This window comes from Herbidospora sp. NBRC 101105 (assembly GCF_030269205.1).
Classification (GTDB): Bacteria; Actinomycetota; Actinomycetes; order Streptosporangiales; family Streptosporangiaceae; genus Herbidospora; species Herbidospora solisilvae.
Window position 1 is genome coordinate 310,280 of record NZ_BSSX01000002.1, and the last position, 20,049, is coordinate 330,328.

General features: G+C 71.0%; 16 protein-coding genes. 7 read left to right on the top strand and 9 right to left on the bottom strand.

Going from position 1 to position 20,049, the window contains the following annotated elements; all coding sequences use genetic code 11:
• Positions 1-83 precede the first annotated feature (83 nt).
• From QSK34_RS10345 to QSK34_RS10365, 5 genes are all read right to left on the bottom strand, one after another.
• Complete coding sequence (locus QSK34_RS10345) at positions 84-1,571, bottom strand: sodium/solute symporter (protein ID WP_161479253.1); 1,488 nt, start codon at positions 1,569-1,571, stop codon at positions 84-86.
• Positions 1,568-2,023 carry a hypothetical protein gene (locus QSK34_RS10350; RefSeq protein WP_285582592.1) on the bottom strand — a complete coding sequence of 152 codons (456 nt, stop codon included), beginning with the start codon at positions 2,021-2,023 and terminating at the stop codon, positions 1,568-1,570. The genes QSK34_RS10345 and QSK34_RS10350 overlap by 4 nt, the downstream gene beginning before the upstream one ends.
• On the bottom strand, positions 2,004-2,756 hold the full coding sequence (locus QSK34_RS10355) for a LytR/AlgR family response regulator transcription factor (RefSeq protein WP_285582594.1): 753 nt from the start codon (positions 2,754-2,756) through the stop codon (positions 2,004-2,006). Before QSK34_RS10355 ends, QSK34_RS10350 begins: the two co-directional genes overlap by 20 nt.
• A gap of 211 nt (positions 2,757-2,967) precedes the next feature.
• Positions 2,968-4,143, bottom strand: coding sequence for a sensor histidine kinase (locus tag QSK34_RS10360; RefSeq protein WP_285582596.1), 1,176 nt, complete (start codon positions 4,141-4,143; stop codon positions 2,968-2,970).
• Between the two features lie 10 nt (positions 4,144-4,153).
• Positions 4,154-5,497: a cation:dicarboxylate symporter family transporter gene (locus QSK34_RS10365; RefSeq protein WP_161479251.1), complete on the bottom strand. Its 1,344-nt coding sequence runs from the start codon at positions 5,495-5,497 to the stop codon at positions 4,154-4,156.
• A 113-nt stretch (positions 5,498-5,610) separates the two neighbouring features.
• On the opposite strand from QSK34_RS10365, the gene QSK34_RS10370 reads away from it, so the two are divergent.
• Together QSK34_RS10370 and QSK34_RS10375 are read left to right on the top strand one after the other, a co-directional pair.
• Positions 5,611-7,182 (top strand): sensor histidine kinase, encoded by a 1,572-nt coding sequence (locus QSK34_RS10370; RefSeq protein WP_285582598.1) that lies wholly within the window; start codon positions 5,611-5,613, stop codon positions 7,180-7,182.
• Positions 7,179-7,850 carry a response regulator gene (locus tag QSK34_RS10375; RefSeq protein WP_285582600.1) on the top strand — a complete coding sequence of 224 codons (672 nt, stop codon included), beginning with the start codon at positions 7,179-7,181 and terminating at the stop codon, positions 7,848-7,850. The genes QSK34_RS10370 and QSK34_RS10375 overlap by 4 nt, the downstream gene beginning before the upstream one ends.
• On the opposite strand, the gene QSK34_RS10380 is transcribed toward QSK34_RS10375, so the two are convergent.
• A complete protein-coding gene (locus QSK34_RS10380) occupies positions 7,838-8,245 on the bottom strand; it encodes an HIT family protein (protein WP_285582602.1) in 408 nt (135 codons plus the stop codon). The genes QSK34_RS10375 and QSK34_RS10380 overlap by 13 nt on opposite strands.
• A 299-nt stretch (positions 8,246-8,544) precedes the next feature.
• Here QSK34_RS10380 and QSK34_RS10385 point away from each other — a divergent pair, with 299 nt between their 5' ends.
• Positions 8,545-11,337 carry a carbohydrate-binding protein gene (locus tag QSK34_RS10385; RefSeq protein ID WP_285582604.1) on the top strand — a complete coding sequence of 931 codons (2,793 nt, stop codon included), beginning with the start codon at positions 8,545-8,547 and terminating at the stop codon, positions 11,335-11,337.
• Positions 11,338-11,339: 2 nt separating this feature from the next.
• On the opposite strand, the gene QSK34_RS10390 is transcribed toward QSK34_RS10385, so the two are convergent.
• Together QSK34_RS10390 and QSK34_RS10395 are read right to left on the bottom strand one after the other, a co-directional pair.
• Positions 11,340-12,494 carry an acyl-CoA dehydrogenase family protein gene (locus QSK34_RS10390; RefSeq protein ID WP_285582606.1) on the bottom strand — a complete coding sequence of 385 codons (1,155 nt, stop codon included), beginning with the start codon at positions 12,492-12,494 and terminating at the stop codon, positions 11,340-11,342.
• Positions 12,491-13,006 (bottom strand): MaoC family dehydratase, encoded by a 516-nt coding sequence (locus tag QSK34_RS10395; protein ID WP_285582608.1) that lies wholly within the window; start codon positions 13,004-13,006, stop codon positions 12,491-12,493. The genes QSK34_RS10390 and QSK34_RS10395 overlap by 4 nt, the downstream gene beginning before the upstream one ends.
• Before the next feature lie 99 nt (positions 13,007-13,105).
• On the opposite strand from QSK34_RS10395, the gene QSK34_RS10400 reads away from it, so the two are divergent.
• Genes QSK34_RS10400 through QSK34_RS10410 form a run of 3 tightly spaced genes read left to right on the top strand, consistent with a single transcriptional unit; the run spans position 13,106 to position 16,478 of the window.
• Positions 13,106-14,041, top strand: coding sequence for an inorganic phosphate transporter (locus tag QSK34_RS10400; protein WP_285582610.1), 936 nt, complete (start codon positions 13,106-13,108; stop codon positions 14,039-14,041).
• Positions 14,038-14,670, top strand: coding sequence for a DUF47 domain-containing protein (locus tag QSK34_RS10405; protein ID WP_285582612.1), 633 nt, complete (start codon positions 14,038-14,040; stop codon positions 14,668-14,670). The genes QSK34_RS10400 and QSK34_RS10405 overlap by 4 nt, the downstream gene beginning before the upstream one ends.
• A gap of 14 nt (positions 14,671-14,684) precedes the next feature.
• Entirely contained in the window at positions 14,685-16,478 is a 1,794-nt protein-coding gene (locus QSK34_RS10410; protein WP_285582614.1) for a hypothetical protein, read from the top strand.
• Here QSK34_RS10410 and QSK34_RS10415 read toward each other — a convergent pair whose 3' ends face one another.
• On the bottom strand, positions 16,479-16,820 hold the full coding sequence (locus QSK34_RS10415; RefSeq protein ID WP_285582616.1) for a hypothetical protein: 342 nt from the start codon (positions 16,818-16,820) through the stop codon (positions 16,479-16,481).
• A gap of 214 nt (positions 16,821-17,034) precedes the next feature.
• On the opposite strand from QSK34_RS10415, the gene QSK34_RS10420 reads away from it, so the two are divergent.
• Positions 17,035-19,797, top strand: a complete 2,763-nt coding sequence (locus tag QSK34_RS10420; RefSeq protein WP_285582618.1) for a glycoside hydrolase family 48 protein — start codon at positions 17,035-17,037, stop codon at positions 19,795-19,797.
• The last annotated feature ends 252 nt before the right edge of the window (positions 19,798-20,049 follow it).

Here is a 20,049-nt window from a genome sequence, read left to right on the forward strand (position 1 = left end):
GGCGCTCAATGTTGTACGGCTTGCGCCGAATGGTCCGCTATCCGCGACGAACGGCACCCTTTTCGGCCGACCTCAACAGTCCGTTATGACGACCGTGGACGCCAATCGCCCCGGTCCACGTCAAGTGTCTCGGGTGTGTGCAGACGTACCATCGTGCGCGCCACGTTCGGCGGCGTCCGGCCGGGGGTGAGCAGCGAGACGACGACCATGACGGAGAACGAGATCGGCACCGTCCAGGCGGCCGGCTGGGCCAGCAGCGCCCCGGCCCAGCCGCCGTGCGGCCCGCCGACGACGGTGACCAGCCCGGCCACCGCGGCCAGCCCGCCCCCGGCGAGCAGCCCGGCGATCGCCCCCGACGTGGTGAGCCGCCGCCACCAGATGCCGAGCACGAGCAGCGGGCAGAACGAGGAGGCGGCGACGGCGAACGCGAGGCCGACGACGTCGGCGACCGGCAGCGCCCGCGCGACGACGGCCAGCCCGAACGGCACCGCGACCCCGATGACCGTGGCGACCCGGAACGACCGCACGCCGTCGGTGAACCGCAGGATGTCCTGCCCGAGCACGCCCGCCACCGACACCGCCAGCCCCGACGACGTCGACAGGAACGCCGCGAACGCCCCGCCGGTGACCAGCGCGGTCAGCAGCTCCCCCGCGACCCCGGGCACGAGGTGCCCCGGCAGGGCCAGCACGACGGAGTCGGGCCCGTCGAGCGACAGGGAGTAGACCCGGCCGAGATAGCCGTAGATCGACGGCAGCAGGTAGAAGGCGCCCAGCAGCGACAACACGACCAGCGTCGTGCGCCGCGCGGCCCGCCCGTCGGGGTTGGTGTAGAACCGCACGAGCACGTGCGGCAGCCCCATGGTGCCCAGGAACGTGGCCAGGATCAGCGAGTACGTCGCGTAGACCGGATGCTCGCGCCCGTGCAGCGGCAGCGCCCACGGATCGCCCGCCTGGAGCCCGGGGGCGCCGTCGGCCCGCCAGGCCAGCAGCATGAACACCAGCGGCACGGCCAGCGCGGTCAGCTTCAGCCAGTACTGGAACGCCTGCACGAACGTGATCGACTTCATCCCGCCCGAGAGCACGTTCACCGCCACCACCCCGGCGACCAGCAGCCCGCCCGCCCACGCGGGCGCCCCGGTGATCGCCCGGAACACCATGCCGGCGCTCTGGAACTGCGGCATCAGGTAGAGCCACCCGATGAGCACGACGAGCACGCTCGACACCCGCCGCACGGCCATCGACTCCAGCCGCGCCTCGGCGAAGTCGGGCAGCGTGTACGCCCCCGACCGCCGCAGCGGCGCCGACACCAGCACCAGCAGCACGAGGTAGCCGCCGGTCCACCCGACGGGCAACCACAACATGTCGGCGCCGTAGGTGAGGATGAGCCCGGCGATGCCCAGGAACGAGGCCGCCGACAGATACTCCCCGCCGATCGCCGAGGCGTTCCACAACGGGGTGACGGTCCGCGAGGCGACGTAGAAGTCGGAGGTGGTCCGCGACACCCGGACGCCGAACGCCCCGATGAGGACCGCCGCGAGCACCACGAGCACGATCGCGACGAGCGAGCTCAATCGCCCTCCACCAGCTCGGCGAACCGCCGTTCGTTGCGCTCGGCCGCCCGGACGTACAACCAGGCCCCGACGACGAACGCCGGATAGATGAGCCCGGCGAGCACCAGCCACGGCAGCGGCAGCCCGAGGACGACCACCTCCCGCATCGACGGGACCAGCATGAACAGTAAGGGCAGCCCGCCGATGACGCAGGCCAGCAGCGTGCAGACGAACAGGGCCAGGCGGAGCTGGGTGCGGATCAGCGACCGCATGTAGACCTCGCCGAGCCGGGTCTGCTCGTCGATCTCCCGCGTGGCGGGGTAACGCGGTCGGCGGGCGGCGCTCGTGCGGGGGCTCGTCACCGTCTCGCGGCGCGGTCTGCTCAGGTCCGGGTCGTCCCCGGCGCGCGGCTGGCGGGCCGGCGTGCGGCGGCGGCGCGGGGCCGGGGGCGGGTCACTGCTCCGGCTTGGCACGGCGGGCCCGTCGAACCAGCAGGTCACGGAGTTCACGCGTGTGGCGGCGGCTGACCGGGATCTCGGTGTCGCCGATGCGCACGACGCAGCGGCCCGAGTCGATGTGCAGCTCGTCGATGTGCTTGACCGCGACCAGGTGGCTGCGGTGCACCCGCAGGAAACCCGCCGAGGCCCAGCGTTCTTCGAGGGCGGCGAGCGGGATGCGGACCAGATGGCTGCCGGTCGCGGTGTGGAGGCGGGCGTAGTCGCCGCGGGCCTCCACGTAACGCACCTCGGTCGAGGCGACGAACCGGGTGACGCCGCCGAGTTCGACCGGGATGGTGTCACTGGTCTCGGGCTCGGTGTAGGACTCGCTCCCGGCGCAGACCCGGCGGATCGCCTCGGCCAGGCGGTCGGGGCGCACCGGCTTGAGCAGGTAGTCCTCGGCCTTCAGCTCAAAGGCGTCGACGGCGTGGTCGTCGTAGGCGGTGACGAAGACGACCTTCGGGGGCCGCGAGAACTGGGTGAGCAGCCGGCCGAGCACCACGCCGTCGAGGCCGCGCATGCGGATGTCGAGGAAGACCGCGTCGATGGGCCGCCCGTCGGCCATGGCCCGGTCGAGGAGCTTCAGCGCGGCGGCGCCGTCGCGGGCGGTCTGCACCTCGCCGATGCGGGGGTCGGCGCGCAGGAGATAGGCGAGGTCTTCGAGCGCAGGCTGCTCGTCGTCCACAGCCAGCACCCGCAACCCGCTCACGTCCTACCCCTTCCCTTGATAAGTCCCTAGAGCGTGATAAATCGCCATTTGGAAGTCAACGCTCGTTCGGAATCGTTAACTACGAAGCCCTTCCGTTACGGCTCCGCCCACCCCGGCACCGACCGCCACACCCGGCTGGCGCCGCACCCGGCGCCAACCGGCCGCGCCACCGCGCGCCGCGACGAGAACGTGCTCGGGCCGCCGGAAGCTCTCACCGGACCGTCACCCCCGGCCGGTACTTGGGCATCCGCATGCTGACCTTCGTGCCCGCGCCCTTGCCGGTCTCGACGACCAGCCCGAACTCGTCGCCGTAGACCTGCCGGAGCCGCTCGTCGACGTTGGCCAGCCCGACCCCCGTCGCCCGCTCCTCCCCCGCGAGCACCCGCCGCAGGTGCTCCGGGTCCATCCCGAGCCCGTCGTCCTCGACGGTGATGGAGCACTCCGACCCGGCGTCCTCGGCCACGATCGAGATGCGGCCCACCCCGGGCTTGCTCTCCAGTCCGTGCCTGACCGCGTTCTCGACGAGCGGCTGGATGCACAGGAACGGCACCGCCACGGCCAGCACCTCGGGCGCGATGCGCAGGGTGACCTGGAGCTGGTCGCCGAACCGGGCCCGCTCCAGGGTGAGGTAGCGGTCGATCGAGCGCAGCTCCTCGGCCAGGGTGGTGAAGTCGCCGTGCCGCCGGAACGAGTAGCGGGTGAAGTCGGCGAAGTCGATCAGGAGCTCCCGGGCCCGTTCGGGGTCGGTGCGCACGAACGAGGCGATCGTCGTGAGGGAGTTGTAGATGAAGTGGGGCGAGATCTGCGCCCGGAGGGCCCGTACCTCCGCCTCCATGAGCAGGGTGCGCGACCGGTCGAGCTCGGCGAGTTCGAGCTGGGAGTCGACCCACCGCGCGACCTCCTGCACGGCCCGCACCAGCCCGGCCGAGGTGTGGTCGCCGTAGGCGGCCAGCGAGCCGACCACCCGGTCGTCGGTGGTGAGCGGGACGACCACCGCGTGCCTGATCGGGCACTCGGGCTGCGTGCAGGAGAGCTGGAGCACCTGGATGCGGCCGTCCTTGAGGGTGCTCCTGGCGTGGTCGAAGGCCTCGCGGGCGTGGTGGTCGCCGGTCCCGTCGTAGACGAGCAACTCCTCGGCGTTGGTGATCGCTATCGCCGGTGAGCCGAGGAGTTGCCGCAGATGACGTGAGGCCTTCAGGACGCCCGCCTGGGTGAGCCCGGCGCGGAGCGGGGGCGCGGCGAGGCTGGCGGTGTGCAGGGTCTCGAACGTGGCCCGCTCGGCCGGTCCGCTGCCGAGTTCACGCCGTCCGCGCAGCACGCGCCACAACACGACCGCCGGTACGCCGACCAGGGCTGCGACCACCAGGACGGCGACCAGGGGCTCCACGTCGCGGAGCCTACCGGACCGATTCGGGAACCTTGTCTTCCGAGACGGTTTCGTGCTCCTCGTCCAGCAGCGTGGTCTCGTCGAACGGGTCTCGGCCCGACAGCACCTCCTGAGCGCGCTCCCGGTCGAACTCGCCGGTCCAGCTCCCGATCACGACGGTCGCCACCGCGTTGCCGGCGAAGTTGGTCAGCGCGCGGGCCTCCGACATGAAACGGTCGATGCCGACGATGAGGCCGACGCCGTCGACCAGCTCGGGCCGGTGTGACTGGAGGCCGGAGGCCAGGGTGGCCAGGCCCGCGCCGGTGACCCCGGCCGCGCCCTTGGACGCGATCATCATGAAGACCAGCAGCGAGACCTGCTCGCCGAACGACAGCGGGGCCCCGGTCGCGCTGGCCACGAAGAGGGTGGCCATCGTCAGGTAGATCGCGGTCCCGTCGAGGTTGAACGAGTAGCCGGTCGGCACGGTGATGCCGACGACCGGGCGGCTCACGCCGAGGTGCTCCATCTTCGCGATCAGCCGCGGCAGCGCCGACTCCGACGACGAGGTCGACAGGATCAGCAGGAACTCGCGCCGCAGGTAGGAGAACAGCGAGAGCACGTTGACGCGGGCCACCAGGTGCAGCAGCGGGCCGAGGACGACGAACACGAACAGCAGGCAGGTCGCGTAGAAGCTGAGCATGATGACGCCGAGGCTGGTGAGGGCGTCGACGCCGGTGGCGCCGACCACCGCCGCCATCGCGCCGAACGCGCCGACCGGCGCGGCCCACATGATCATGGCCAGGATGCGGAAGACGAGCCGCTGGATGTGCTCGACGCCGGTGAGGATGGGCGTCGCGCGCGGCCCCATCGCCTGGAGCGCGAACCCGGCGAGCAGCGCGACCAGCAGCGTCTGGAGCACCGAGCCCTCGGTGAACGCCGAGACGAGCGTGGCCGGGATGATGCCGAGCAGGAACGCCGTGGTGTCGCTCTCGCCGCCCTTGGCGGCCTCGGCCGCGGCGGCCTCCCGCGCGGAGTCGGTAAGCTGCAGCCCCTGACCGGGGTCGACCAGGTTCCCCACGACCAGGCCGATCGCGAGTGCCACGGTCGACATGACCAGGAAGTAACCGAGGGCGAGCCCGCCGACCCGGCCGACCTTGGCCGCTTTGGCCACCGAGCCGATGCCGAGCACGATGGTGCAGAAGATGATCGGGCTGATCATCATCTTGATCAGCGCCACGAACGCGGTGCCCAGCGGCTTCAGCGCCACCCCGAGGTCGGGGGCGAGGAAGCCGACGGCGACACCGGCGACGGCCGCCACGATGACGGCGAGGTAGAGGTAGCGGGTCTTGTCGCGCCTCACCTGGGGTTCGGACATCAGGTTCACTCTCCCTGGGGGGTGTCGGTGGGGCGACTATCTGCCCGGGGAGTGACCTGGGTCACTATTGCGTACATTTCGTTCACCGGACCGAGTCAGAAGGGGTGAGGCCGATGCGGCGGTGGAGCCTCGCGCGGCAGATGCTCGTGCTGCAGATCGTCGTCGTGGTGGCGACCGTGGCGGCCGGCACCGTGATGGCCGTGCTCCAGACCCGTGAGCTGGTCGCGGACGACGCGACGGCGGTGACCCACGCGGTCGCGGTGAGCGTGGCTTCGGCGCCGTCGGTGCTGGCGGCGCTCGACGAGCCCGACCCGACGGCCCTGCTCCAGCCCTACGCCGAGAAGGTGCGGGCCGAGACCGGGGTCAACTTCATCACGATCATGACCCCGGCCGGCATCCGCTACACCCATCCGACCCGCGAGGAGATCGGCAAGCCCTACCTGGGCACCATCGCCCCCGCCCTGGCCGGACGGCCCTACAGCGAGACCTACACCGGCACGCTGGGCCCCTCGATCCGCACCATCACCCCCGTCGAGGACGCCGCAGGGCGGGTCAGGGCGCTGGTGAGCGCCGGTATAACGGTGGAGAACATCGGCGGGCGGCTGCGCGAGCAGCTGGAGGCCGGCGTGCTCGCGGGCCTGCTCGGCCTCGCCGCCGGAACCGCGGGCACCTATCTGGCCGGCCGCCGCCTCCGCCGCCACACCCACGACCTGGGAACCCACGAGCTGACCCGCATGTACGAGTACCACGAGGCGATCCTGCACGCCGTCCGCGAAGGCCTGCTGCTGGTCGACGGCCGGGGCGTGCTCACGCTGTGCAACGACGGCGCCCGCGAGCTGCTCGGCCTCCCCGCCGACGCCGAGGGCCTGGGCATCACCGAGCTGGGCCTGCCGCCCTCCCTCACCGACCTGCTCTCCTCCGGCGGAGACCGGACCGACGAGATCCACCTGACCGGCGACCGGGTGCTGCTGGTCAGCGTCGCCGCCGTACGCTCGGGCTCCCGTTCTCTCGGCACGGTCGTCACGCTGCGCGACCACACCGAACTGCAGGACGTGACGGGCCGGCTCGACGCCGAACGCGGCTTCGCCGACGCCCTCCGCTCGGCCGCCCACGAGGCGGCCAACCGCCTCCATACGGTGATCAGCCTGGTCGAGCTGGGCCGTCCAGAAGAGGCGGTGTCCTTCGCGACCGAGGAGCTCCGGGCGGCCCAGGAGCTCACCGACCGGGTGGTCGCGGCGGTCCGCGAACCGGTCCTGGCGGCGCTGCTGCTCGGCAAGTCGGCCCAGGCGGCCGAGCGCGGCGTGGAGTTGTCGATCAGCCCTGAGAGCGACCTCGACGACATCGGCCTCGACCCCCACGACCTGGTGGCCGTCCTGGGCAACCTCATCGACAACGCGGTCGACGCCGCCCAGTCGGGCCCGCCCCCGGCGCGGGTGGAGGTGCACGTGGGCACGTCCGGCCCGGTGTGCGAGATCCGGGTCGCCGACAGCGGCCCCGGCCTCGATCCGGCCCGCGTGGAGCAGGCCTACCAGCGCGGCTGGACGACCAAGGGCGACGGCCGGGGCCTCGGCCTGCCCTTGGCGGCCCAGGCGGTGCGGCGGCTGGGCGGCACCATCGACGTCTCCGCCGACCAGGGCGCGGTCTTCACCGTCCGCCTGCCCCTGCCCGAGAGGACGCCGTCGTGATCTCGGTGCTCGTGGTCGAGGACGAGGAGATCACCGCCGAGGCCAACCGGGTCTACGTCGAGCGCGTCCCCGGCTTCGAGGTCGCCGGGGTGGTCAGGTCGGGCGGCGAGGCGCTGCGTTTCCTCCGGCGGCGGCCGGTCGACCTGGTGCTGCTCGACCTCTACCTGCCCGACATGCACGGCCTGGAGGTGTGCCGGGCGATCCGGGGCGCGGGCGTCCTGTGCGACGTCATCGTCATCACCTCGGCCCGCGACCTGTCGATGGTCCGGTCGGCGGTGTCGGCGGGCGTGGCCCAGTACGTCCTGAAGCCGTTCACCTTCGCCGCGCTCAACGAGAAACTGCGGCAGTACGCGAGGTTCCGCTCGACGGTCGACGCCCCCGGTGAGGCCAGCGGCCAGGGCGAGGTCGACGACATGCTCGCCGCCCTGCGCGGCCCGGCCCGCTCCCACCTGCCGAAGGGCCTGACCCAGCCGACGCTGGAGGCGGTGGTGGCCGAGCTGCGCAGCGCGGCGGGCGGCCTGTCGGCGACGGCGGTCGCGGCCTCGGTCGGCGTCTCACGGGTGACCGCCCGGCGCTACCTGGAACACCTGACGGAAAACGGCGTGACCCGCCGCCTGCCGCAGTACGGCGGAATAGGGCGGCCTGAACTCGTCTATCAGCTCATCTGACCGCGAATCTTCGCGGCGTACTCGCGGGCCTCCTCATCGGAGGCGTATTTCGTGCGCGGCCAGAAGAAACCGCGCAGGCCGTCTTTCGGGTTTCGCGGCACGACATGGGTGTGCAGATGCGCGACCGACTGGGACACGACGTTGTTGAGGGCGACGAAAGTGCCCTTGGCGCCGAGCCCCTCCATGACGGCGCGGGTGAGGGCCTGGACACGCTCGAAGTAGGGGCCGACCTCGACGAGGTCGAGCAGGGTGACGACGTGGACCTTCGGCACGACCAGCACATGGCCCTTGAAGACGGGACGATGGTCGAGGAAGGCGAACACGACGTCGTCGTCGTAGACCCCGACGGTGTTCCGGGTTCCGGCCACCATCTCGCAGAACAGGCAGTCACTCACCCAACGAGACTAGGTCACTTCCGGCGAAATATTTGATAGCAATTGTCGGTATGGCGCACGAGCCGGCCACGGCAGGAAAGCCTTTATACACCCGGGTGCTGGTCCGCACGTTTATCGGCTCGGCCATGTTTCTGGCCGTTGCCGGCGGTTCTTTCTGGGCGGCCGGTGGGCTGCCCGAGACACCGCCACAGGCCGAGGAGACCTCCTCCCCCTGTCCGACCTTCACCGTCGCGAGCACCGCCTCGCCTCAACCGGTGAAGACAGCCATGGCAGCAACGCCCGGCGGCGATCCCTGTCTCATGGTGGAGCCTGACCACCCGGACTCCGACTATCCGGACTTCGACGCATGGGCCGCCCGGCAACACCCGGCCCGCAGCGCCCGGACCACAGTGACCCTCGGACCGGCGACGCGGGCGGAGGCCGAAAAGTCCCCGCTGATGGCCGAACTCAAGAAATACCAGTTCCCGCCGGATCCGGCGCCGGCCGGGTCGGAATTCATCAAGGTCTCGATCGTGCACACCGTCCGGTTGAATGCCGGAGACCCGCTGCTCCAGATCGCCCGGTCAGACGTCGCGGCCGAGTTCAGCACGGCTTTCATTCAAGACGGCCTCGGATCCATAGACACGGATGACTCCACCAAGTACCTGGAGACCGTTTTCTTCCCGCCGGAACTGCGGGCCGACGACACGGGTGGCGGCGTCGTCACCGTCCGGGGCCTGGGATACAGCGTCTACACGGAGAACACACCCTATGCGGGGCTTGAACTGAGCTCATGGAGCGACTGGGATCTGTTCAGCAACCCGAAGGCCATGCCGCACACCGTCCAGATCAGGCTGACCGGCTGGCAGGTGGCCGGGGTAGGAGGCCAGATTCCGGCCAGGCTGGGCACCGGGGCCGTGGATCTGACCGGCGGGGTGCCGACGCGAATAGCCCTCATCCAGTCCGACGCCGCTGAGCTGCCCGACTTCACCGCCTATCTGGCCCAGGGCGGCACCCTGACCGATGAGCCGGCCGACCCCACCGCCGAGTCGCCCTATGAGCTGGCCTTGATGGGGGAGAACCTGGTCAGAGTGATGACGGCCATCGCGCTGATCGTCTCGGTGCTGCAGTGGCTGGGCCGGGCGTGGTGGCGGCGGCGTCTCAACTGGGCCTTGGCGGCCGGGATCGTGCTGCTCTACGTGGCCGGCTCCTTCATCGTCCCCTGGGGGGCGGCCTGGGAACTGATCTGGGTGGCGCTGATCTGCGTGCTCGCGGTGCACCACGCGCTTCGCAGGGTCGGGCCGCCACGCTGGCGACATCGCGAGGTGCTCATCGGTTCGGCGGTCCTGCTGGCGGCCGGGGTGGCGGCGACAGTGCTCACGTGGACCACGGGCGGGGTGTCCGTCGAGTGGCCCGCGCTCCTGCTCGTCGTCGCGCCCTCCGTCGTGTGCGTGCTGTTCCGGTCGTCGCGGCGTCTGGCGATACCCGTCGCCGGCGTGGCGAGCGGGATTCTCTGTGTGGTCCTCGTCGGCGGCAGCGGGGTGCTGGGAGAGGGCGGGCTGGTGGGGCTCGCCTGCACGCTCGTGTGGCTCGTCGTCCTGGCGGCCGCCGTCGCGGTGAGCGCGGGCGAGTGGAGGGCAACGCACGCGCTCGCCCTGCTGCTGGGCGCGGTCGCCGTCTACGTCGTCCAGTGGGCCGCCGGGAGCACCACCCAATGGCTGGCATTGACGGGGTTCACCGCGCCGTTCGTGCTGGTCGTCCTGCTGGTGCTCCGCCTTCGCCGTCTGGGACGGCGACCGGCGGCGGTCGCCGCGGGCGAGACCGTCGCCTCCGTAGCCTTTCTGGCGATGCTGCTCTATCTCATCCCCACGCCGACCATCGTGGGCGTGGCGTCTCTGGTCGCACTGGCGGCCGTCTGGTGGCTGCTCTCCGGCACGGCGGCGCGGCGTGCACCCGGCTTCGCGGCGGTCACCGGCACGGCGCACGCCCAAGCGGTCGCCGCGTCGATCCACCGCCGGTTCATGCGCTTGGCGCTGCGGCACCTCTACCGGACCGGGCGTGCGCGGCTGGGCACCGGGGAGATGACCACGGCGGCGTTCGAGGAGCAGCGCACCGCCCTGGAGCAGGCCATCTCGGCCGAGCGCCCGGGACCCGTCGATCCTGACCTGGCCTTCGCCACCTCGGGCGGGCGCGCCCCCTGGCAGAACGGCGTGGCCGCCTTCCTGGTGGCCCTCGCCGTGACGGCCCCCATCACGATCGTCTACAAGCAGCCCTTCATCGAACAGACCGACCCCGTGATGCACCTGCTCTCGGCGCGCATGGTCTTCGGGCTGCCGCTGTTCGGGTTCCTGTACGGGTACTTCTATCCGCGCGTCCGGGGTGACCGGCCGCTCTCCAAAGCCTCGTATCTCCTCGTCGCCGGCCTGCTCGTCGAGGTGGCGGCGCTGCTGCCCCGGTTGACCGGCACGGAGCCGGCGGCCGACAAACTCGGGGTGCTCGCCATCGTCGCCGGGGAGGTGACGCTGCTCGCCCTGACCCTCGGGCTGTTCTGGGAGTGGCGGCTGATGTGGCTGGCCCGGGAGCCGTGGCACCGGATCCGGGGGTTCAACGTGCGCGGCCTGGCCGCGCCGCTGTCGGCGCTGGCCATCGCGGTGGTCACCACCGTCGGCGCACCCTTCGCCAACAGGTTCATCGGCCCCCCGCCGAGTGTTTCCGCCGAGGACTTCGGCCGGCGGATCGAGGCCGAAGAGGGCTCCGGCGCCACAGATGTCGTGGCCGTCGACGACATCACGGGAGGTTCCCGGGCGGTCGTCGTCAAGGAGCAGGGCCAGCGACTCGCCTACCGGGTGAACCTCGGCACGAACACCGCCACCAGCATCAAGATCCGGCTGGCGAACGGCGCCACGACGCACAACGGCGGTGTGCTCACCGTCCTGCAGGACGGCGGGACCGCCATAGGCGCCATCGCCGTCCCCCGCACAGGCGGCTGGCAGAACTGGGAGACGAAGGACGTGACGATCCGTCAGCTGACCGGGCTCCAGGAGGTGGTGCTGGAGTTCCGGGCCCAGGAGGAAGGGGAGATCGTGCGCGTCAACTGGATCGAGTTCAGGTGACCTCACCAGCCGACCTTCAGCGCCCCCTTCAGCAGCGCGCGGGCGATGACCATGCGCTGCACGTCGTTGGTCCCCTCCCCGATGGCCATCAGCGGCGCGTCGCGGTAGAGCCGTTCGAGCACGAACTCCTGCGAGTACCCGTAGCCGCCGTGCACCCGCATCGCCTCCATCGTCGTGGTCAGGGCCGTCTCGGAGGCGAAGTACTTGGCCATGGCCGCCTCACCCGTCACCGCGCCCTGCTCCGACCGGGTCGCCGCCCAGTAGGTCATCAGCCGGGCGGCCTGGATCTCGGTCGCCATGTCGGCGAGCTTGAGCTGGATCGCCTGGAACTCGGCGATGGGCTGCCCGAAGGCCGTGCGCTCCTTCGAGTAGGCCAGCGCGGCGTCGTAGGCGCACTGCGCCACCCCGACCGCGCGGGCCGCGATGTTGATCCGCCCGAGTTCGAGCGCCGCGAGCACCTGCTGCATGCCCCGGCCCTCGGCCCCGCCCAGCAGCCGCCCGGCCGGGACCCTGACCTCGTCCAGGACGACCTCGCACGTCTCGGTGCCCTTGTAGCCGAGTTTCGGCAGGTCGCGGCTGACCTGGAGGTCGTCCTGGTCGATCAGGAGGACGGACATGCCCCGGTGCGCCGGGGTCTCCGCCGACGTCTTCACCAGCACGGGCAGCGGGTCGGCGTGCCGGGCGTTGGTGATCCACGTCTTGGTGCCGGTGACCACGTAGTGGTCGCCGTCCCTGACGGCGCGGGTGGTGATGCCCTGGAGGTCGGTCCCGGCTCCGGGCTCGGTCAGCGCGATGCCGGTACGCCGCTCGCCCGACGCCCACCCCGGCAGGAACTCCTCCTTCTGGGCGTCGGTGCCGTACTGGGCGACCATCCACGTCGCGAGCGAGTGGGAGCCGAGGATGCCGGCCACGCCCATCCAGCCGCGCGCGATCTCCTCGAAGACGAGGGCGAAGGAGACCCGGTCGAGGTCGAGGCCCCCGTACACCTCCGGAACCGTCATGCCGAAGAGGCCGAGTTCCCTGAACGACTCGACGATCTCGGCCGGGTAGCGGCCCGAGCGTTCCCACTCGGCCGCGACCGGGACGATCTCGGCGTCGACGAAGGCGCGCAGCGTCTGCTGGAAGAGCCGCTGGTCGTCGGTCAGGTCGAAGTTCATGCCAGCGGGCCGTTCTTCGCGACGGGGAAGAAGCCCTTGTCGTGGGGGGCCTCGCGTTTGTAGACCATGACGGAGCGCCGCCACGACATGACCTCGTCGCCGTCCTGGTTCAGGCCGCGGGTGCGGCAGGTGACGATGCCGGCGTAGGGGCGCGACCGCGACTCGCGCACGGCCTCGACCAGCGACTCGGCGTAGAGGGTGTCGCCGATGAAGACGGGGTGGGTGAGCCGGATCTCGTCCCAGCCGAGGTTCATCGAGGCGTTCTGGCTGACGTCGATCACCGACAGGCCGAGCACGATCGCGACCGACAGCCCCGAGTTCACGATGATCTTCCCGACCGGTGCCCTGGCGGCGAAGTGGGCGTTGAAGTGGTTCTGGTTGGTGTTCATCGTCAGCAGGGTGAACCAGGTGTTGTCCGCCTCGGAGATCGTGCGCCCAAGGGGGTGCTGGAACACGTCGCCGACGACGAAATCCTCGTAGTAACGGCCGAGATGGGCTGCGTGTACGGTCACTCCCCTATCGTCCCCAGATCGTCTCCCGAGTGATCACCCCGTCGGCCGGGAATGTCTTGGTGAACAAATGGTGAACAAAAGGCAAACGAGGGGAGATTGTTGTCCGCCTCACTGGCTGTTCTCGCCGGAGTGTTCGCGGTGGTCTCGGGGGTCAACGACGGAGGCGCCCTGCTGGGCGCCGGGCTCCGGGTCCCGGGGGTGCGCCCGCTGGTGGCGCTGTTCGTCCTGGTCGCCGCGGTCGCGGCGGTCCCGATGGTGACGTCGCGGGTGGCCGCGACCTTCACGACCCGGCTGGCGTCGCTGCCGGGCTCCGCCGGGCAGGTCGCGATGACCGTCGCGGTGGTCTGCGCGCTCGTCGTCGTGCTGGCCCTCAGCAGCCGGGGGTGGCCGACCAGCCTCACCCTGGCCATCGTCGGAGGGCTGACCGGCGCGGCCGTCGGGCTCGGGCTGCCCGTCTCGGCGGGCGCCGTCGGCCTGGTCCTGGTCGCCGGGATCGCCGCGCCCTTCGTCGGGGCCACGGTGGCGGTGCTGGCCAGCCGCGTGGTCTCGGGGCTGGGCCGGGCGCAGTCGCTGCCGCGGCTCCACTGGGGCGGCTTCGCGGTGCAGTGCCTCGCGTACGCCGCCAACGACGGCCAGAAGATGCTGGCCGTCTTCCTCGTCGGGCTCGGGGTGGGCGGCGCGCCTCCCCTGGTCTGCCTGCTAGTCGCGGCGCTGTTCGCGGTCGGCGCCGTCTACGGGCTGCCGCGCGCCGGGCGGACCCTCAGCCGGCAGTTGCTGCCCGCCCGTCCGCTCCATGCCGTGGCCGCCGGGCTGGGCAGCGGCCTGTCGGTGATCGGCTGCGCGGCGGCCGGGGCGCCGGTGAGCATGACGCAGGCCATCGCGGGCGGCTTCGTCGGGGCGGGGGTGGCCGACAGCGTCCGGCGGGTGCGGTGGGCGGCGACGTCGAAGATCGTGCTCGCCTGGACGCTGACCCTGCCGGTCAGCGGCCTGCTCGGCCTGACGGCCGGGCTGATGATCAAGGGGGTGGCGGGGTGAGACGGCTCCGGCGGGTGTTCGGCATGATGCGGGGCCGCATGGACACCACCCTGGCCGACGCGCTCATCGGCCAGCTCGACGCGACCCGGGAGGGCGCCTGGCTGGCCATCGCGATGAGCGGCGGCGAGATCGGCCGCACCAAGGCCCACCAGGCGATGCGCGAGATCGAGCACCGCGGCGACACCTGCCGCGCCCGCCTGGTCGCCGAGCTCGCCGGCGCCCTGGTCACCCCGATCGACCGGGAGGACCTGTTCCGGTTGTCGCGGTCGATCGACGACATCCTCGACTCGCTGCGCGACTTCGTCCGCGAGTCCCACCTCTACCGGGTGCGCGGACGCCAGCGGTTCGCGCCGATGCTCGACCAGGTCATCGTGGGCGTCGACGCGCTGGAGAAGTCGGTCCGCGACCTGGCCACCCGCTCCTCGGCGGTCGGCCACGACGCCCTGGAGGCCAAGAAGGCCGGCGGCACGATCCGGCGGATGTACCAGTACGAGATCGCCCGCATCCTCTCCTCCGACATCACCGCCGAGGCGCTGCGCGAACGCGAGCTGGTGCGCCGCCTGGAGATCGTGGGCACCGCGATCGGCGAGGCCGCCGACGCCATCGCCGACGGCGCGATGAAGCGGTGACTACAGTCGGGGCCATGCGAAGATCACTCCCCTTCCGGCGCCTCACACCGGCGGAGAAGCGACTCGTCGCCGCCTACCCGACGGGCGAATGGGTCGACGTCCGCCCCGAGGGCGACCGCGTCACCCGCCCCAAGGACGCGTCCCCGCCCGACGACGACCAGACCACCGACCACGAGGAGCACAGGCGAGCCGGGCGGGTCCGCGAGGCTTGGGCCCGGCTGAACGAGACCGGCCGAGCTGACGTGAACGCCGACAGGCCGGCCGGGCGGGTCCGGGAGACCTGGGCCCGGCTGAGCGAAAACCGGCGAGCCGAAGTGAACGGCGACAGACCGGCCCGCCGGGTCCGCGAGGCCTGGGCCTACGTGAACCGGAACGGCCCGGCCGATCGGGAGCGGGTCGTGCGGGCCGAGGTGATCCGGGCGCTGCTGCTCGGCGCCCGGCCCGGCCTGCCCGGCCAGGTGGCCGCGATCCGGCTCATCGGCGCCCGGGTGGTGGGCGATCTCGACCTCGCGGGGGCCGAGCTGACCACCACGCTCCACCTGATCGAGTGCCAGGTGGGCGGGGTGATCGACCTGGTCGAGGCGCAGACCAGGGCGCTGCGCCTCCGCGACTGCGACCTGCTGCGATTACGGGCCGGGCGGGTGCGGGTCGACGGCGTGCTCGACATCGGCGGCTGCGTCGTCCACGACGGCATCCGCCTCGACAACGCCCACGTCAGCGGGCAGTTGCGGATGTCGGGCTGCGAGATCGGCAGCCCGGCCCACTGGACGCTGAAGGAGGCGGGGTGGGCCGGCAACCGCTACACCGGCGACCCCCGCGAACAGGAGCAGCAGCACACCGCGCTCTGGGCGGGCGGCCTGGTGGTGGAGGGCGGCGCGTTCCTGCGCGGGATGACGGTGACCGGCGGCCTGCGGCTGCACGGCGCCCGGTTCAACGGCGGGTTGTGGCTGCAGCACACCGAGATCACGGCGACCGGCCGCTACGCCGTCCACGGCGACTACCTGCAGGCGACGGTCGTGAACATGGGTTCAGGGTTCTCCGCCGAGGGTGAGATCAGCCTGCGTGGCGCTCGCATCAGCGGCACCCTCTCGCTCGACGGAGCGAGGCTGAAATCCGAGAAGCTGGCGGTTCATACCCGCCACCTCGACGTCGGTGAGTTCCTGCTCACTCCCGAGTCGATCGAGGGCGGGGTCGATCTCGGATACACCCGGGTCGGGCTGCTCGCCGACCGTCCGGAGAGCTACCCGGGCGCGGTGCGGCTCAACGGGCTCGTGTACGAATCCCTCCGCAGCCCCGCGACGCTGCGCGACCGCCTGTCGTGGCTGACCAGGCACCCCGACGGCTACCGCCCGCAACCCTACGAGCAGCTGGCCGCCTACTACCGCCGGATCGGGCACGAGCACGACTCCCGGCGGGTCCTGCTGGCCAAACAGCGGGCCCGGCGGCGCACGCTGACCGTGGCCGGACGCGCCTGGGGCGTGTTGCTGGACGCCGTCGTCGGCTACGGCTTCCGTCCCTGGCTGGCCGCGGCCTGGTTGTCGGCCGTGCTCACGGCGGGGACGGTCGTCTTCTCCCTGGTTCCCCCGGTCCAGATCGGACTGGACGAACGTCCCCGCCACTTCAACCCTTTCGTCTACACCCTCGACCATCTCGTGCCGGTGAGCCTGTTCGAGCAGCGGGCCGCCTGGGAGCCCACCGGCTGGACGATCTGGGTGGCCAACGCGCTCATCGCATCGGGCTGGATCCTGGCCACCGCGCTCATCGCGGGCGGCACCCGCGTGCTGCGCCCGGCGAGCACGGCACCCTGATCACCTCTTGCGGCGCAACACCCGGCGGAACACCAGCAGCGCGGCGACCCCGGCCGCGACCGCCAGCATCGGGCGCTTCTTCGCCTCGGCGGTCAGCCGGTCGGTGGCGTCCTTGAACTGCGCGGGCGTGACTTCGGCCGCCTTGGCCGACACGGTTTCGCCGGCACCCCTGACCTTGTCCTTCACGGCGTCGGGGATGTGCTGGTCCACGGTGGCGACCGCCTTCTGGGCGGCCTCGCGGACCTCGGGCATCTTCTCCTCGACGGTCGCGGCGACCTTGGCGGCGGTCTCGTGGAACGCCCCTTCGATCTTGGCGGCGGCCGTCTTCGCGGCGTCGGTCATCTCATTCACTCTGTCGTTGGCCATGCGCGCGCGACTACCCGCAGGTGACGGCCTCACACGTGACGCCTGGGGAGGTGAAAGTTTCACCTCCGCGCAGGTGAAAGAGCGGCGAATCCGCACGTCGATTGACAGGGATTCGGGCGATCCGGGCATGCTACCGGTGGGAGCGCTCCCATTCCCCCTGTGTCCCTGAGAGCTTGGAGACCCCCCGACAATGGCGATACGTGCTTATCGCAAACGCACCCTGTGGGCGGCCGCGCTGGCCGTCTGCACGGCCGCCGTCACATTGGTCGCACAACCGGCCTCCGCCGCCGTGACCTGCGACGTGACGTACGTGACGAACGACTGGACGACCAGCCCCGGCAACGGCGGCTTCACCGCGAACATCACGGTGCGGAACACCGGCGACGCCCTGAGCAGCTGGAACCTGGGCTTCACCTTCCCCAACTCCGGCCAGCGCGTCCAGCAGGGCTGGTCGGCGAACTGGACCCAGTCGGGCGCCAACGTCACCGCCACCAACATGCCGTGGAACGGCTCGCTGGCGAGCGGCGCGACCCTCTCCCTGGGCTTCAACGGGACCTGGAGCGGCAGCAACCCCAAGCCGACGTCCTTCCGGGTGAACAACGTGGTCTGCGGCGGCAGCCCCTCGCCGTCGCCGAGCCCGTCGCCCTCTCCCTCCCCGAGTCCTTCACCCAGTCCTTCACCCAGCCCCTCGCCGTCTCCGTCGCCGAGCCCGTCGCCGCAGCCGGACGGGTTCGTCCGCGTCGCGCCGACGTCGGTGCTGGTCGCCGAGGGCGGTTCGGCCACGGCGGCGGTGTCGTTGTCGCTGCAGCCGACCTCGAACGTCACGGTCACCGTGTCGAAGCAGAGCGGCGGTGACGCCGACCTGACCGCGGCGCCCACGACGCTGACCTTCACGCCGGCCAACTGGAACGTCACCCAGAACGTCACGGTGAGCGCCGCCCAGGACGCCGACTCGATCGGCGGCACCGCCCGCTTCAACCTGTCGACGAGCGGGGGCGGGGTCTTCTACTTCTCCTCGGCCCTGGACGCCACCGAGGCCGACGACGACGGGACCACGCCGGGCAACGAGTACATCCAGCGCTTCACGACGCTCTACAACAAGATCCACGACCCGGCGAACGGCTACTTCTCGCCGGAGGGCGTGCCCTACCACTCGGTCGAGACCTTCATGGTCGAGGCGCCCGACCACGGGCACGAGACCACCTCCGAGGCCTACAGCTACTACCTGTGGCTGGAAGCGGTCTACGGTCAGGTGACCGGCGACTGGTCCAAGTTCAACACCGCGTGGGCGTCGATGGAGAGGTACATCATCCCCTCCACGCAGGACCAGCCGACCAACTCGTTCTACAACGCCAACTCCCCGGCCACCTACGCCGGTGAGTTCGACGACATCAGCTCCTACCCGTCGCAGATCAACTCGGGCGTCTCCGTGGGCACCGACCCGATCGCGGCCGAGCTGCGGACGGCGTACAACACCAGCGACATCTACGGCATGCACTGGCTGCTGGACGTCGACAACACCTACGGCTTCGGCCGGTGCGGCGACGGCACGACCAAGCCGGCGTACATCAACACCTACCAGCGCGGCCCCGAGGAGTCGGTCTTCGAGACCATCCCGCAGCCCTCGTGCGACACCTTCGCGCACGGTGGCCGCAACGGCTTCCTCGACCTGTTCATCAAGGACAGCAGCTACGCCCGCCAGTGGAAGTACACCAACGCCCCCGACGCCGACGCCCGCGCCGTGCAGGTGGCCTACTACGCCAACGAGTGGGCCAAGGCCCAGGGCAAGCAGTCGCAGATCGCCTCGACCGTGGCCAAGGCCGCGAAGATGGGCGACTACCTGCGCTACGCGATGTACGACAAGTACTTCAAGCAGCCCGGCTGCACCAGCACCTCGTGCCCGGCCGGCACCGGCAAGAACAGCGCCAGCTACCTGCTGAGCTGGTACTACGCGTGGGGCGGCGCGACCGACTCGTCGGCCGGCTGGGCCTGGCGCATCGGTTCGTCGCACAACCACGGCGGCTACCAGAACCCGCTCGCGGCCTGGGCTCTGTCGACCCAGTCGGACCTGCGTCCGCGCAGCACCACCGGCGCCTCGGACTGGGCGACCTCGCTCACCCGCCAGCTCCAGTTCTACAAGTGGCTGCAGTCGGACGAGGGCGCCATCGCCGGCGGCGCGACCAACTCGTGGCAGGGTCACTACGCCACCCCGCCGTCGAACCTGCCCAAGTTCCACGGCATGACCTACGACTGGCAGCCCGTCTACCACGACCCGCCGTCGAACCAGTGGTTCGGCTTCCAGGCGTGGTCGATGGAGCGCGTGGCCTCGTTGTACTACGCCAGCGGCAACGCCGACGCCAAGACGATCCTCGACAAGTGGGTCGCCTGGGCGATGGCCAACACCACCATCAACGCCAACGGGACCTACCAGATCCCGTCGACGCTGCGCTGGTCGGGCGCCCCCGCCGGTAACTGGAGCTCCACCACCGGCATGCCGCCGGCCAACCCGAACCTGCACGTGACCGTGGCCGACCACACGACCGACGTCGGCGTCGCCGGCTCGTACGCGAAGGTCCTCATGTACTACGCCGCCCGCGCGAACCACACGGGCGCGAAGAACATGGCCAAGGCGCTGCTGGACGGCGTCTGGCTCAACCAGGACGCCAAGGGCGTCTCGGTGCCGGAGACCAAGGCCGACTACAACCGCATCGACGACCCGGTCTACGTGCCCCCGGGCTGGACCGGCACCATGCCGAACGGCGACGCGATCAACTCCAGCTCGACCTTCATCTCGATCCGGTCGTTCTACAAGAACGACCCCGACTGGCCGAAGGTGAAGGCCTACCTGGACGGGACCGGCCCGGCCCCGACCTTCAACTACCACCGCTTCTGGGCCCAGGTCGACGTAGCCGTCGCCATGGGCGAGTTCGGCCGCCTCTTCCCGAACGGCTGATCCCCGAAGACGGGGGCGTGGCGGTGCCGGACCCGCCGTCACGCCCCTGAAGAAACACCCCTGAGGAGCCCTCCCCGGAGGGCTCCTTCCCTTTTGCGCGGGCCCCGAAGTGAAACATTCAGACGACGGAAGCCCAGGTCAGCGGCCTGGCCGGGGCCCCTTGATTGACATCTCAACCGTCGTCCACGAAATTCGGCTTGGGAGCGCTCCCACGCCCCAGATGGCGAGGGGCGCGACAGCGCCTGACCCGCT

Coding starts and splice junctions, on each gene's coding strand:
- QSK34_RS10410 (WP_285582614.1), top strand. CDS start 14,685: ATGCGAAGATCACTCCCCTTCCGGCGCCTCACACCGGCGGAGAAGCGA.
- QSK34_RS10415 (WP_285582616.1), bottom strand. CDS start 16,820: ATGACCGACGCCGCGAAGACGGCCGCCGCCAAGATCGAAGGGGCGTTC.
- QSK34_RS10385 (WP_285582604.1), top strand. CDS start 8,545: ATGGTGGAGCCTGACCACCCGGACTCCGACTATCCGGACTTCGACGCA.
- QSK34_RS10390 (WP_285582606.1), bottom strand. CDS start 12,494: ATGAACTTCGACCTGACCGACGACCAGCGGCTCTTCCAGCAGACGCTG.
- QSK34_RS10365 (WP_161479251.1), bottom strand. CDS start 5,497: ATGTCCGAACCCCAGGTGAGGCGCGACAAGACCCGCTACCTCTACCTC.
- QSK34_RS10420 (WP_285582618.1), top strand. CDS start 17,035: ATGGCGATACGTGCTTATCGCAAACGCACCCTGTGGGCGGCCGCGCTG.
- QSK34_RS10370 (WP_285582598.1), top strand. CDS start 5,611: ATGCGGCGGTGGAGCCTCGCGCGGCAGATGCTCGTGCTGCAGATCGTC.